The 11,990-nt window shown below is 69.0% G+C and carries 12 protein-coding genes, 1 pseudogene and 1 riboswitch; of the genes and pseudogenes, 9 read left to right on the forward strand and 4 right to left on the reverse strand.

The features are described 5' to 3' along the window. Window positions 1-9: 9 nt before the first annotated feature. Genes AC3A6X_RS10025 through AC3A6X_RS10045 form a run of 5 tightly spaced genes read left to right on the forward strand, consistent with a single transcriptional unit; the run spans window position 10 to window position 5,872 of the window. Window positions 10-1,536, forward strand: coding sequence for a tripartite tricarboxylate transporter permease (locus AC3A6X_RS10025; RefSeq protein WP_487842048.1), 1,527 nt, complete (start codon window positions 10-12; stop codon window positions 1,534-1,536). A 12-nt stretch (window positions 1,537-1,548) separates the two neighbouring features. Next, on the forward strand, window positions 1,549-2,397 hold the full coding sequence (locus tag AC3A6X_RS10030; RefSeq protein ID WP_487842049.1) for a sugar phosphate isomerase/epimerase family protein: 849 nt from the start codon (window positions 1,549-1,551) through the stop codon (window positions 2,395-2,397). Beyond that, window positions 2,390-3,814: an enolase C-terminal domain-like protein gene (locus AC3A6X_RS10035; protein ID WP_487842050.1), complete on the forward strand. Its 1,425-nt coding sequence runs from the start codon at window positions 2,390-2,392 to the stop codon at window positions 3,812-3,814. Before AC3A6X_RS10030 ends, AC3A6X_RS10035 begins: the two co-directional genes overlap by 8 nt. 32 nt (window positions 3,815-3,846) lie before the next feature. Beyond that, a complete protein-coding gene (locus AC3A6X_RS10040; protein ID WP_487842051.1) occupies window positions 3,847-4,725 on the forward strand; it encodes a sugar phosphate isomerase/epimerase family protein in 879 nt (292 codons plus the stop codon). Between the two features lie 46 nt (window positions 4,726-4,771). Continuing rightward, window positions 4,772-5,872, forward strand: a complete 1,101-nt coding sequence (locus tag AC3A6X_RS10045; RefSeq protein WP_487842052.1) for a DNA glycosylase AlkZ-like family protein — start codon at window positions 4,772-4,774, stop codon at window positions 5,870-5,872. Window positions 5,873-5,881: 9 nt separating this feature from the next. Here the strand turns inward: AC3A6X_RS10045 and AC3A6X_RS10050 are convergent, their stop codons facing one another. Then, a complete protein-coding gene (locus AC3A6X_RS10050; RefSeq protein WP_487842053.1) occupies window positions 5,882-6,232 on the reverse strand; it encodes an ArsR/SmtB family transcription factor in 351 nt (116 codons plus the stop codon). After that, window positions 6,216-6,475 (reverse strand): annotated as a pseudogene (locus tag AC3A6X_RS10055) (SRPBCC family protein). Before AC3A6X_RS10055 ends, AC3A6X_RS10050 begins: the two are co-directional and overlap by 17 nt. A gap of 175 nt (window positions 6,476-6,650) precedes the next feature. Further along, a riboswitch (FMN riboswitch) is annotated at window positions 6,651-6,828 on the forward strand. Between the two features lie 91 nt (window positions 6,829-6,919). Here AC3A6X_RS10055 and AC3A6X_RS10060 point away from each other — a divergent pair. From AC3A6X_RS10060 to AC3A6X_RS10070, 3 genes are all read left to right on the forward strand, one after another. After that, complete coding sequence (locus AC3A6X_RS10060) at window positions 6,920-7,432, forward strand: 6,7-dimethyl-8-ribityllumazine synthase (RefSeq protein ID WP_487842054.1); 513 nt, start codon at window positions 6,920-6,922, stop codon at window positions 7,430-7,432. 55 nt (window positions 7,433-7,487) lie between these two features. After that, window positions 7,488-8,165, forward strand: a complete 678-nt coding sequence (locus tag AC3A6X_RS10065; RefSeq protein ID WP_487842055.1) for a glutathione S-transferase family protein — start codon at window positions 7,488-7,490, stop codon at window positions 8,163-8,165. A gap of 111 nt (window positions 8,166-8,276) precedes the next feature. Beyond that, window positions 8,277-8,735, forward strand: coding sequence for a hypothetical protein (locus AC3A6X_RS10070; protein WP_487842056.1), 459 nt, complete (start codon window positions 8,277-8,279; stop codon window positions 8,733-8,735). Window positions 8,736-8,743: 8 nt separating this feature from the next. Here AC3A6X_RS10070 and AC3A6X_RS10075 read toward each other — a convergent pair whose 3' ends face one another. Both AC3A6X_RS10075 and AC3A6X_RS10080 read right to left on the reverse strand, forming a co-directional pair. Beyond that, window positions 8,744-9,502 (reverse strand): sulfite exporter TauE/SafE family protein, encoded by a 759-nt coding sequence (locus AC3A6X_RS10075; protein ID WP_487842057.1) that lies wholly within the window; start codon window positions 9,500-9,502, stop codon window positions 8,744-8,746. Between the two features lie 11 nt (window positions 9,503-9,513). Beyond that, window positions 9,514-10,755: an MFS transporter gene (locus AC3A6X_RS10080; RefSeq protein ID WP_487842058.1), complete on the reverse strand. Its 1,242-nt coding sequence runs from the start codon at window positions 10,753-10,755 to the stop codon at window positions 9,514-9,516. Between the two features lie 89 nt (window positions 10,756-10,844). Between AC3A6X_RS10080 and AC3A6X_RS10085 the strand changes: the two genes are divergently transcribed. Beyond that, entirely contained in the window at window positions 10,845-11,714 is an 870-nt protein-coding gene (locus tag AC3A6X_RS10085; protein ID WP_487842059.1) for an AraC family transcriptional regulator, read from the forward strand. Window positions 11,715-11,990 lie beyond the last annotated feature (276 nt).

Below are 11,990 nucleotides of genomic sequence, written 5' to 3' on the forward strand. Positions count from 1 at the left end.
GACGACGGCATGCTCGAAGGCCTTCAGATGCTGGGGCATTCCTACCTCAGCTTCCTGAACTTCTGGTCGATCGTCTACGGGCTGGGCGGCGCGCTGCTGGGCATCCTGGTGGGCTGCATGCCGGGGCTCTCCGCCACGCTGTGCATCGCGCTCTTGACCACGCTCACCATCAAGATGGCGCCCAACGACGCCATCCTGATCCTGATCTGCGCCTATGTGGGCACGCTCTACGGCGGCAGCCGCAGCGCGATCCTGCTCAACATCCCGGGCACCGCGGCCAACGCGGCCTCCTGTGCCGACGGCTATGCGCTGGCGCGCAAGGGCGAGGCTGGGCGCGCCATCGGCATCGCGACCTCGGGCGCTTTCACGGGCACGCTGTTCGGCGTGCTGTGCCTGGCGATGTTCACGCCGGCGCTGGCCGAGATCGCGCTGTCCTTCGGCGCCTTCGAGTTCTTCTGGCTTGCTCTTTTCGGGGTCGCGATGTCGGGCAGCATCGTCGGGGAGGACCCGATCAAGGGCTGGCTCATGGGCTGCCTGGGCCTGCTGGTGGCGCAGATCGGCCAGGAAGGCCTCTATGCCTACGACCGCTTCACGTTCGGGTGGGACGAACTCTCGGGCGGCATCGCTCTGATCCCGGCACTGATCGGCGCCTTCGGCTTCGCCGAGGTGCTGACCTCGCTGGCCGACCCGATCGAGCGCAAGATCGTCGAGATGAAGGACTCGGTGCTGCCGCGCTTCCGCGAGGTGTTCCAGTACTGGCGCACCGTGCTGCGCTCGGGCGTGATCGGCGTGGTGACCGGCATCCTGCCCGGGATCGGCGAGGACTCGGGCGCGTGGATGTCCTATGCCGCCGCGAAGTCGGTGAGCCCCGAGCGCGAGCAGTTCGGCAAGGGCTCGATCGACGGGCTGATGGCGGCCGAGACCGGCGACATGTCGGCCATTCCGGGCGGCATCATCCCGGCGCTGGCGCTCGGCATTCCCGGGTCGGCGCCGGCCGCCGTGCTGATGGCGGCGATGATCATCCATGGCATCCAGCCCGGCCCCATGCTGATGATCAAGACGCCGCAGTTCGTCTACGACGTGGTGGCGATGACCACGCTGGCCACCTTCAGCATCCTGATCTTCGGCCTGTTCCTGGTGCGTCCGCTGCTGCACGTGCTGCGGGTGCGGCGCACGGTGCTGATGCCGGTGATCTTCGTGCTGTGCACGGTGGGCGCCTTCGCGATCGCCTCGCGGCTGTTCGACGTCTACTGCATGCTGGCGATCGGCATCGGTGCCTTCTTCCTGCGCCGCCGCGGCTACGAGATGGCGCCCTTCGTGCTGGGGCTGGTGCTTGGCGAGCTGCTGGACAAGAGCCTGCGCCGCGGGCTGGTGCTGTCCGACGGCAGCATCGCGCCCTTCTTCACGCGGCCCATTTGCGCGGCGCTGGCGGCGGTCACCATCCTGACGATGCTGATGTACATCCCGGCGGTGAACGTGCGCCTGCGCCGTGCCTGGGGCGGCGCGAAGCGCTTCGTGTTGCGCCGCAGCGCCTGAGGATTCAAGCCCATGAAGTTCGCGCTCTGCAACGAAGTGCTGAAGGAACTGCCCTTCGCCGAGCAATGCCGGGCCGCGGCGGCGCTCGGCTATGACGGGCTGGAGGTCGCGCCTTTCACGCTGGCGGCCGATCCCATGGCCATCGACGATGCGCAGGCACGCGCCTTCGGCCGCATTGCACTTGACCACGGCCTCGAGATCAGCGGCCTGCACTGGCTGCTGGTGGCGCCGGCCGGCCTCTCGATCGTGAGCGCCGACGCGGCCCTGCGCCAACGCAGCACGGCGGTGATGCAGCGCCTGGTCGAGCTCTGCGCGCTGATGGGCGGGCGCTACCTGGTTCACGGCTCGCCCAAGCAGCGCTCGGTGCCGGCGGGCGAGACCCGCGCAGCCGCGCTGGAACGCGCGCGCGAATGTCTGGCCGCCGCCGCGCGGTCCGCGGAGCAATGCGGCGTGGCGTATTGCATCGAGCCGCTGTCCACCGCCGAGACCGACCTCGTCAACACGGTGGCCGAGGCGATCGAGCTGGTGCAGGCCATCGGCTCGCCGGCCTTCAGGACCATGATCGACTGCAGCGCCGCGGGGCAGATGGAGCGCGACGACATTCCGGCGCTGATGCGCCGCTGGATGCCCACCGGGCAGATCGCCCATGTGCAGGTCAACGACCCGAACCGCCGCGGCCCGGGTCAGGGCGCGATGCGCTTCGCGCCCATCCTGGGGGCGCTGCGCGAGATGCAGGCTGCGGGGCACTACCAGGGCATCGTGGCGGTCGAACCCTTCGACTATGTGCCCGACGGCATGGGCTCGGCGGCACGCGCCATAGGCTACCTGCGCGGACTCGAGGAGGCTGCAGGACATGACTGAGGCACCCCGCTTCGCCATTCGCGAGATCACCCTCTTCGAGCGCCCGGTGGTGCTGCGCCTGCCCTTCCGCTTCGGCGTGGTGACGCTGACCGAATGCCCGCAGGCTTTCGCGCGCGCTCGCATCGAGTTCGCCGACGGGTCGAGCGCCTGGGGCGCCGCTGCCGAGCTGATGGCGCCCAAGTGGTTCGACAAGAACCTCGCGCTCAGCAACGAGGACAACTTCGATCAATTGCGCCGTGTCACGGCGCTCGCGCGCGAGGCCTACCTGGGCGACGCGACGCCCGCGACCGCCTTCGGCCACTTCGCGCGGCACCACGATGCGCACCGCACAGCCGCCCAAGGGCTGGGCTTCAATCCGCTGCTGGCAAGCTACGGACCGGCACTGCTCGACCGGGCGGTGCTCGATGCGTTGTGCCGCGCCTTGCAGATCTCCTTCTACGCGGCCGTGCGCGGCAATGCCGCCGGCATCGCAGCGGCAAGGCCCGAATTCGACGGGCTGGGCATGGACGCCTTCCTGGCGAATCTGGCTCCTTCCGGAAGCATCGAGGCACGCCATACCGTCGGCATGCTCGATGCGATCACCGCGGCCGACCTGAAGGAGCCCGTGGCCGACGGCCTGCCGGAAACGCTCGAGGAGGTGGTGCGCGTCTACGGCCACCGCTACTTCAAGCTCAAGGTGGGCGGCGACATCGCGGCCGACCTGGCGCGCCTCGGCGCCATCGAGACGGTGCTCGACGACATGGGCGGCCCCTACTTCGTCTCGCTCGACGGCAACGAACAGTACGCCGACGCGGCCGGCATCGCCGAGCTGATGGCGCGCATGCGCGAGACGCCCGCGCTCGCGCGCCTGTACGCCTCGATTCTCTTCATCGAGCAGCCGATCTCGCGCAAGCTGGCGCTGGAGTGCGACCTTCGCGACGTGCGCAGCGCCAGCATCGGCAAGCCGGTGATCATCGACGAGTCCGATGGCGAGCTCGACACCTTCGTGCAGGCCAGGGCGCGCGGCTATGCCGGCGTTTCCTCGAAGACCTGCAAGGGCTTCTACAAGTCGCTGCTCAACGCGGCACGCTGCGCGGCATGGAACGCCGAGCAGTCGCAGCTGCGCTACTTCATGTCGGGCGAAGACCTGACGACGCAGGCCGGCCTTTCCGTGCAGCAGGACCTGGCTTTGGTCAACCTGCTGGGCATCACCCATGTGGAGCGCAACGGCCATCACTACGTGAATGGCATGGCCGCGCTGCCGGCCGAGGAGCAGCGAAGCTTCCTCGACGCGCATGGCGACCTCTACGAGCGCTCCCACGGCGCGGTGCGCCTGCGCATCCGGGACGGCCGCATCGGCCTGGGCTCGCTGGATTGTGCCGGCTTCGCGAGCGCGGCGATGCCCGATTTCGAGGCCATGGCGCCGCTGGCCGGCTGACTTTTTTCTTTTTCCCTTCTCCCTTTCTTCTCATGCGCGACTTCTCCCAAGACCACGAGTGGCTCTCCCTCAACACCGCCACCATCCGCAAGCAGCTCGGCGCCGAAGTGCCGCTCGACCGCATCGTCGACCAGTGCGCCGCACTGGGCATCCGCGCCATCAGCCCTTGGCGCGACCAGGTCCACGCGGTGGGCATCGAGCGCATCGCCAAGCAGCTGCGCGCGCACGGCATGGGCCTCTCGGGCTACTGCCGCGGCGGTTTTTTCCCGGCGCCCGATGCCGCCGGCCTGAAGGCCGCGCTGGAGGACAACCGCCGCGCCATCGACGAGGCGAAGACGCTCGATGCGCCCTGCGTGGTGCTGGTGGTGGGCGCCCTGCCCGGTGCGCTCGAAGGCAAGGCGCACTACAAGGACATCGCCCGCGCGCGCGGCGAGGTGCGCGACGGCATCGCGGCATCTCTCGAGTACGCGCGCGAAGTCGGCATGCCGCTCGCGATCGAGCCCCTGCATCCCATGCAGGCGGCCGAGCGCGCCTGCATCAACACGCTGGAGCAGGCGCTGGACCTGTGCGACGCGCTCGACCCGCAGCACAGCGGCATGCTCGGCGTCGCGCTCGACATCTATCACGTGTGGTGGGACCCGAAGCTCGAGCAGCAGATCGCGCGCGCAGGCCGGGAGCGCCTGCTGGCCTACCACGTGTGCGACTGGCTCACGCCCACGCGCGACCTGCTGAACGACCGCGGCATGATGGGCGACGGCGTGGTCGAGCTGCGCAAGATCCGCGGCTGGGTCGAGGCCGCGGGCTTCGGCGGCTTCAGCGAGGTCGAGATCTTCTCGGCGCTGGACTGGTGGCGGCGGCCGGGCGAGGAGACGCTGGCCACCTGCATCGAGCGCCACCGCAGCGTGGTCTGAAGAAGCCAGCGCGCACGCGGCCGCCGGCTGTGCTGCAATTCGCCGCATGGCTGACCCGACCCTCGACGACCTGCGCCGCTACGCCGTCGCGCGCACCCTCTTCAAGGCCACGACCTTGCCGGGCGCGATCCGGCGCCTGGGCTTCGTGCAGGCCGATCCCATCCGCGCGCCGGCGCGGGCGCAGGACCTGACCCTGCGCCACCGCGTGAAGGACTACCACGCAGGGGACCTCGAGCGCCGCTACGCCAGGCTGGCGATCGAGGAGGACTGCCTCGTCAACTACGGATTCCTGCCGCGCGAGCACCTGGCCTTGATGCACCCGCGCGAAGCCAAGCGCGCCTGGGACGCCGAAACCCAGCGCAAGGCGGCCGAAGTGCTGGCCTTCGTGCGCGAACACGGGCGGGTGCATCCGCGCCAGGTCGAGGCGCATTTCGCGCATGGACGGGTGACGAACTACTGGGGCGGCTCGAGCAACGCCGCGACGCATCTGCTCGACGACATGCACTACCGCGGCCTGCTGCGCGTGGCGCGGCGCGACAGCGGCACGCGCATCTACGAGGCGGTGGCCCACGCGCCCTGCGACGACAGCCCGGCCGGCCGCGCGCAGCGCGCCGCGGCACTCGTCGAGCTGGTGGTGCGCAAGTACGCGCCGCTGCCGGCTTCGAGCCTGACCTATCTCGTGCGCCTCTTGAGCTACGGGGCGCCGCATCTCGGGCCGCAGATGCAGGCAGCCTTGCAGAAGGCGCGCGAGCAATTCCCCAGCAGCCGCATCGAGGGCACGACCTGGTACTGGCCGGTCGATGAGAACCCCGCCTCCCGCCGCCACGCGCCGGACGACGCGGTGCGCCTGCTCGCGCCCTTCGACCCGGTGGTGTGGGACCGCCGGCGCTTCGAGCTGCTTTGGGGCTGGCGCTACACCTTCGAGGCCTATGTGCCCGCGCCGAAGCGCCGGCTCGGCTATTACGCCCTGCCCCTGCTGTGGCACGACCGCGTGATCGGCTGGGCCAATGTGTCGGCGCGCGAAGGCGGGCTGCAACCGGTCCTTGGCTATGCCGGCAGGAAGCCGCGCGACGCGGCCTTTCGCACGGCGCTGGATGACGAGCTGGAGCGCATGACGCGGTTCCTGAGCGGCCCCGCCGAAGGATGAAGGCGGCTCTCAAGCCTCGACGGCCAGCTTCAGCTTCATGAGCGCGTGATCCCACTGCTGCGCGATCGCGTCGAGCGAGCGCCGGCCTTCCTCCAGCTTCGCCGGCTCGAATTCCCACCGGCGTTCGCGCCCGACCTTCACATCACGCACCAGGCCGGCACCGGCCAGCACCTGCAGGTGCTTGGTGACGGCCTGGCGCGTGATGTCGGTGCCGGCGGTGAGCTGAGCAATCGACAGCGTCCCGCCGGCGCAGAGCACGGCGACCAGGCGCAGCCGGGTCTCGTCGCCCAGGGCCGCGAAGATCGGCGCACAGCTGCGCAGCGCCGCCTTCTTGAGCGGTGCGCTAGGGCGCAGCGACATGCTTCTCGATGTTCTTCATCTGCTCGTCCCAGCCGCCGCTGTTCATGCGGAAGGCCTCCAGGACTCGTAGCCCGGATAGGTGATGTACCCCTGCACGCGCTGGCCGGCGACGAAGGCCTTGCCCTTCAGTGCCACGCCGAACCAGTTGCCGAACTCCTCGGCATTCGACAGCGCGCGCCAGACCCGCGAGCGCGGGGCCTTGAGCAGGATCTTTCTCTCGATGCGATCCGTGGATGCGTTCATATGCAACCTCCTGGCTGCATATTAGGGTGGGCTGGGGAGAAGCGCAACCGTTTCATTGCATGATTGCTGCCGATGGCCAAAGCCCCGCGCGCGGCGAGGTCTGCCGCCCACGCGACAACGCGCGCGCCGCGGCGCTTCTAGAATCGCCCGGCCGTCGCGCGAGAGCGCGGCGGCAAAGCGTTCTCAGGGCGGGGTGGAATTCCCCACCGGCGGTGATGGCGACCTGTTCGCACGAGCCCGCGAGCGCCCGCGGCGCGCCATGCGCAGCGGGGTCAGCAGACCTGGTGAGATCCCGGGGCCGACGGTTCAGGGCTTTTGACGAAGCCCCACAGTCCGGATGAAAGAGAGCGCGGTCCCGTGGCCGGGCAGGCGCGTTCGCACGTGCTTGTTCGCTTCGGGCTCGTGCGCCCTGATTCAGGCAACCCTTCCTCAAAAAGGCAAACCATGAGTCAGATCAACGACCTTCCCCTCTCCGCCGTCGCCGCGACCGATGGCTCGCGCGGCAAGCGCATCGCCTTCGTGCAGGCGCAGTGGCATTCGGACATCGTCCACCAGGCACGCGACGCCTTTCTCGAAGAGATGGAGCGCCAGGGCGTGCCGCGCGCCGACATCGACATCTTCGACGTGCCCGGCGCGTTCGAGATCCCGCTGCACGCCAAGCGGCTCGCGCGCTCAGGTCGCTATGCGGGCATCGTCGGCTGCGCGCTCGTGGTGGACGGCGGCATCTACCGCCACGAGTTCGTCGCCAGCACCGTGGTGAGCTCGCTGATGCAGGTGCAGCTGGAGACGGACGTTCCGGTCTTCTCGGCCGTGCTCACGCCGCATCACTTCCACGAGCATGTGGAACACCGCAAGTACTTCCACCGCCACTTCGCCGTCAAGGGCACCGAGGTGGCCGAGGCCTGCGTGAAGACGCTGGAGGCGCTGAAGCGCGTCAATGGCCTGATCGCGGCCTGACAAGTGTCAAGGCCGGGCCATGCACCGCGACGGCGCTCGGGTGTAGCGTTCGACGATGGACAGTCGTAACGCCTCCGCCTACACCCTCTACGGCGCGCCCGGCTCGGGCGCCACGCCCGTCCACGCCGCGCTGACGCTGATCGGCGCTCCCGTGAAAGTGGTCGACATCGCACCATGGGATGGCGAAGCCGAGCGTCAGAAGCTGCTCCCGGTCAACGCCATGCGGCAGGTGCCGGTCCTGGTCCTGCCCTCGGGCGAAGTCATGACCGAGAGCGCCGCGATCCTGATCTGGCTGGGCGACCGCCACCCCGAGGCCGGGCTGGCGCCGGGCATCGCCGACCCGCGCCGAGCCCAGTACCTGCGCTGGATGAGCTTCATTCCCGCGGCCATCTATTCCATGTACTGGGTCCGCGACGAGCCCTCGCGCCTGGCGGCCGACGTCCAGGCCGAGCCCGTGATCATGGCGCGCACGGCCGAGCGCATCGCCGAGTGCTGGCGCCTGATGGATGCACAAATGCCGCGCGGCACGCCCTACCTGCTGGGCGAGCGCATCGGCATGCTCGACCTCTACGTGACGGTGGTCTCGCGCTGGACGCCGTGCCGGATGCGCTTCTACCGCGAGGCGCCGCGCATGGCCGAGGTGGTTCGCCGTGTCGACGCCGAACCGCGCCTGGCCGGGTTCTGGGCCTCGCGCTTCCCCTTCGCGCCCGGCTGGGAAGACTCGGAGCCCTGACCCCTCCTGGCGTCGACCCAAGGGTTTGCGCTGACAAATTCGAGGTCAAACCCTGTTCCCGAGCGCCGTAAGAATTACGTAAGATTCGCGCCACGTTTTATCAGAATCTTCATGCTCGACATAGACTTGCCAGCGCCTGCTGCCGCCGTTCGCAGCGTCCTTGCCAACCGCGGGATCGTCCCGGCACTCGCCTTGCTCAACGACCGGACACCTTACCGATTCACCGCCATCTACAAGCTGAACGGCGAGGTGATGCATGCGGCGCACGCCTTCGACCGCACCGCCGAATACCGAACCTGGCTGAAGGTGGTGCCGCTCGGCAAGAGCTTCTGCCAGTACGCGATGGAGCATGGCGAGTTCGTGACCAGCCACGCGTCGGAAGATCAGCGCCTCACCCATCGCCCCTACGCCGGCTTCGTGGAGTCCTACTACGGCCAGGTGCTCACGCGCGAATGCGGCACGCCCTACGGCACCTTCATTCATTTCGATCTGGAGCCGCGCAGCATCCCGCCGGAAGAGATCGATTTCCTCCGGGGAGTGATCCCGACCTTCCTCGAGTACCTCGACTGAGCAGGCCCCTAGCCGGCCCGCGCCATCAGGACCGGCACCGAGGACGCCAGCAGCGCGACGCCCGACAGCGTCAGCAGCCCCAGCACGATTTTGCGGAATCCCGCCTCGCTGATGCCGATGTAGAGCTGCGCCCCGAGCAGCACAGGCACCAGTACCGCGAGCGCGACGATGCCCAGCAGCGGCAGCATCGGCACGCCGACCAGGCCGGTGGCCAGGTAGACCGAGAAGGTGACCAGCAGCATCGAGAGATTGAAGTTCTGGATCACCGAACGCTGCACGTCCTTGTCCAGGCCGCGCAGCGTGCACCAGAGCGTCGGAATGGCGCCGGTGAAGCCGCCCAGGCCACCGCAAACGCCGCCGATCAGGCCGGCCACGCCATCGGCCGCGCGGCCGCCTGCGCTCACGCGCGGCAGGTTGCGCGCCATCAGCATGGCCGGGCACCAGATCACCAGCAGGCCGCCGAGGCAGGCCTTGAAGAGCGGAATGTCCAGCCGCGGCAGCAGCCAGACGCCCAGCGGCACGCCCACCAGGCCGCCGAGCACGAAGGGCAGAAGCAAGGCCCGGTCGAAGCCCCGCCGCACCGTGACGGCGGCGATCACCTGGCCGGTCAGCGCGCCGAAGGTGGCGAGTACCGCTGCCAGCCTGGGGTCCACGGTCCAGGCCCAGAAGGACATCGCGACCAGGCCGAAGGCGAAGCCCGACAGGCCCTGCACGAAGCCAGCCACGATCGCGCCGAGCGCGACGATCAGGTAGAGCGACGAGTCCAACGCCCAGTGGGTCAGGCCGATGCCGGAACCAGGGCCTCCCGGCGGACGCGCCGCACGTTAAAGGCGCTCGCGATCAGCACCGCCTGTACCACCGCGAGGCCGATGATCACGCTCATGTACTGCTGGTGGTCCATCAGCCGGCCGAAGATCAGCGGCGCCACCGCCTGCCCGATGTCCAGCCCCGCATAGACCACGCCGTAGACGCGGCCCGAGGCGTTGGCTGGCGTCGAGCGCTTGACCAGCAGGTCGCGCGAGGGCCCGGCGATGCCCGAGGCGAAGCCCATCGCGCCGAACATGGCCGGCACCAGCACCGGCGGGAAGTCCACCATCGCAAGGACCAGCGCCAGCACCGCGGCCGCGCCGAAGGAAAGGCCCACGACGCGCTCGCAGCGCGCAGGGTCGGAGGCCAGGAAGCCGCCGACCACCATGCCGCCCGCGCTGGCCACCATGTAGGTCGTGAGGCAGATCGCGATCAGCGCCACCGGCACCGCATGCAGGTGTCCCGCTGCGGCCGGCGCGAAGGTCTGCACCACGCTCAGCGCCATGGCATAGAAGAAGAAGAATCCGAAGCACATCCACACCGCCGGGATCTTGAGGAAGGCGAACTCGCCGCCCGCCGCCGCGTCCGCACCCGTGGCCTTGTGAACCGCCTTCACATCCAGGGCCAGCACGGCGCGGTTGAGCCACAGCACCAGAAGCACGACCAGGGCCAGCGCCCCGGCCGAGGCCAGGGCCACGCGCCACGAGAAGGCAATGGCCAGCGGCACCACGAAGGCAGGCGCCAGCGCCCACCCCAGGCTGCCCGTGATGCCATGCACGCTGTAGGCATGGCCCAGGCGCGTGGGCGCGACCTTGCGGTTGAACAGTGTGTAGTCCACCGGGTGGAACACGCCGTTGCCCACCCCGGCCACCACGGCGCAGGCCAGCAGCATCCAGTAGCTCTGCGCCAGGGAGTAGCCGATCGCCGCCAGCGCCAGCAGGCCCAGCCCCACGAAGAGCACCGGTCGCGGCCCCAGCCGGTCGACCAAGAAGCCCGAGGCGGCCTGCACCATGCACGAGACGACGAAGAACACGGTCAGCACCGCACCGAGCTCGGTGTAGCTGACGTCGAAGGCATCCTTGAGCCAGGGGAACAGCGGCGGCAGAACCAACTGGGCGAAATGGCTGATGGCATGCGCCAGGCCGACCAGCCCGATCAGTTTGGCATCGGAACGCAGGGTGTTCGAGGGGGGAGAAGCGTCGAGGGAAGACATGAATTGCAACAAGAAACCGGGGCAGGCACTGATCGTATTCCCGCAGTGCGCGGCAGAATGGCGATACAGAGACAACATTTGTCGAAATCATGCCGTCCACCGTCTATGCGCCCGTGACGCCTGCACGGCGCGCCGCGCAGCCGGAAGGCCCTGCGCCGACCCAGTCCGTAGGCCCGCTCACGCCGCACCTGTATGCGCCCGATGCGCTTCGGCCGCTGCGAGCCAAGGAGCATTTCCTCCAGGCCGACACCTTCGTCGAGCTGCACACCCACCCGTGGCCGCAGCTCACCTTCTCGACCCGCGGCGTGATCCGCCTGAGCACGGAGGACGGCAGCTACATCGTGCCGCCCTCGCGCGCCCTCTGGGTGCCGGCAGATATGGCGCACAGCATCACGCTCATCGAAGACGCGGAGCTGCGCACGGTCTACCTGCACAGCTGGCTCGGCCCGGGCTGGGAGAAGTGCGAGGTGCTGGAGATCAGCCCCCTGCTGCGCGCCCTCATGCTGGCGCTGGACACCACGCCCGACGGCTTGCCGCCGGCCGATCCGCATGCGGCGCAGCGCGAGCGCTGGATCGCGCCGCTGCTGGTCGACGAGCTGGAGCGCGCGACGCAGATCCGCATCGACGTTCCATTGCCCGCCGACAAGCGCCTGCGCCAGCTGTGCGAGACGCTGCTGCGCAATCCCGCCGGCCGTGCCACGCTGGCCGAGCGCGCCCACACGATCGGCGCCAGCGAACGCACCGTCGCGCGCCTGTTCCGCGACCAGCTCGGCATGAGCTGGCAGCAATGGCGGCAGCAGGCGGTGCTGGCCCATGCGCTGCCGCTGCTGGCGCGCGGCATGGCCGTGAGCCAGGTGGCATCGGCCAGCGGCTATGCGACCGACAGCGCCTTCTGCGCGATGTTCAAGGCGGCGACGGGGCAGTCGCCGACGGCCTTCCAGCACAAGAGAAAGGCTTAGCGGAGCGATCGGGAGTTTGTGCAATTTGTACAAATTGCACCTTTCAAGAGGGCCGCCATGCTGACCCACTCCGCCAGCGAAGCCAAGCAGAACTTCGCCGCCATGCTCGATGCGGCCGCACGGGGAGCCGGTGGTGATCCGTCGGCACGGTCGGGACGTTGCGATGGTGATTTCGCCCGAGCAGTAACGGAAGCTGCATCGCCTCAATGTCGAGGAGCTGAAACGCCTCGTCGACGAGATCGGCGCCGAGGCCGAGAAGAATGGCATGACGCGATC

This window comes from Variovorax sp. Soil_C_12 (assembly GCF_057657375.1).

Excerpts from the sequence above, each read along its gene's own strand:
- AC3A6X_RS10025 (WP_487842048.1), top strand. The coding sequence starts at position 10 with ATGCTCGAAGGCCTTCAGATGCTGGGGCATTCCTACCTCAGCTTCCTG.
- AC3A6X_RS10030 (WP_487842049.1), top strand. The coding sequence starts at position 1,549 with ATGAAGTTCGCGCTCTGCAACGAAGTGCTGAAGGAACTGCCCTTCGCC.
- AC3A6X_RS10035 (WP_487842050.1), top strand. The coding sequence starts at position 2,390 with ATGACTGAGGCACCCCGCTTCGCCATTCGCGAGATCACCCTCTTCGAG.
- AC3A6X_RS10040 (WP_487842051.1), top strand. The coding sequence starts at position 3,847 with ATGCGCGACTTCTCCCAAGACCACGAGTGGCTCTCCCTCAACACCGCC.
- AC3A6X_RS10045 (WP_487842052.1), top strand. The coding sequence starts at position 4,772 with ATGGCTGACCCGACCCTCGACGACCTGCGCCGCTACGCCGTCGCGCGC.
- AC3A6X_RS10050 (WP_487842053.1), bottom strand. The coding sequence starts at position 6,232 with ATGTCGCTGCGCCCTAGCGCACCGCTCAAGAAGGCGGCGCTGCGCAGC.
- AC3A6X_RS10060 (WP_487842054.1), top strand. The coding sequence starts at position 6,920 with ATGAGTCAGATCAACGACCTTCCCCTCTCCGCCGTCGCCGCGACCGAT.
- AC3A6X_RS10065 (WP_487842055.1), top strand. The coding sequence starts at position 7,488 with ATGGACAGTCGTAACGCCTCCGCCTACACCCTCTACGGCGCGCCCGGC.
- AC3A6X_RS10070 (WP_487842056.1), top strand. The coding sequence starts at position 8,277 with ATGCTCGACATAGACTTGCCAGCGCCTGCTGCCGCCGTTCGCAGCGTC.
- AC3A6X_RS10080 (WP_487842058.1), bottom strand. The coding sequence starts at position 10,755 with ATGTCTTCCCTCGACGCTTCTCCCCCCTCGAACACCCTGCGTTCCGAT.
- AC3A6X_RS10085 (WP_487842059.1), top strand. The coding sequence starts at position 10,845 with ATGCCGTCCACCGTCTATGCGCCCGTGACGCCTGCACGGCGCGCCGCG.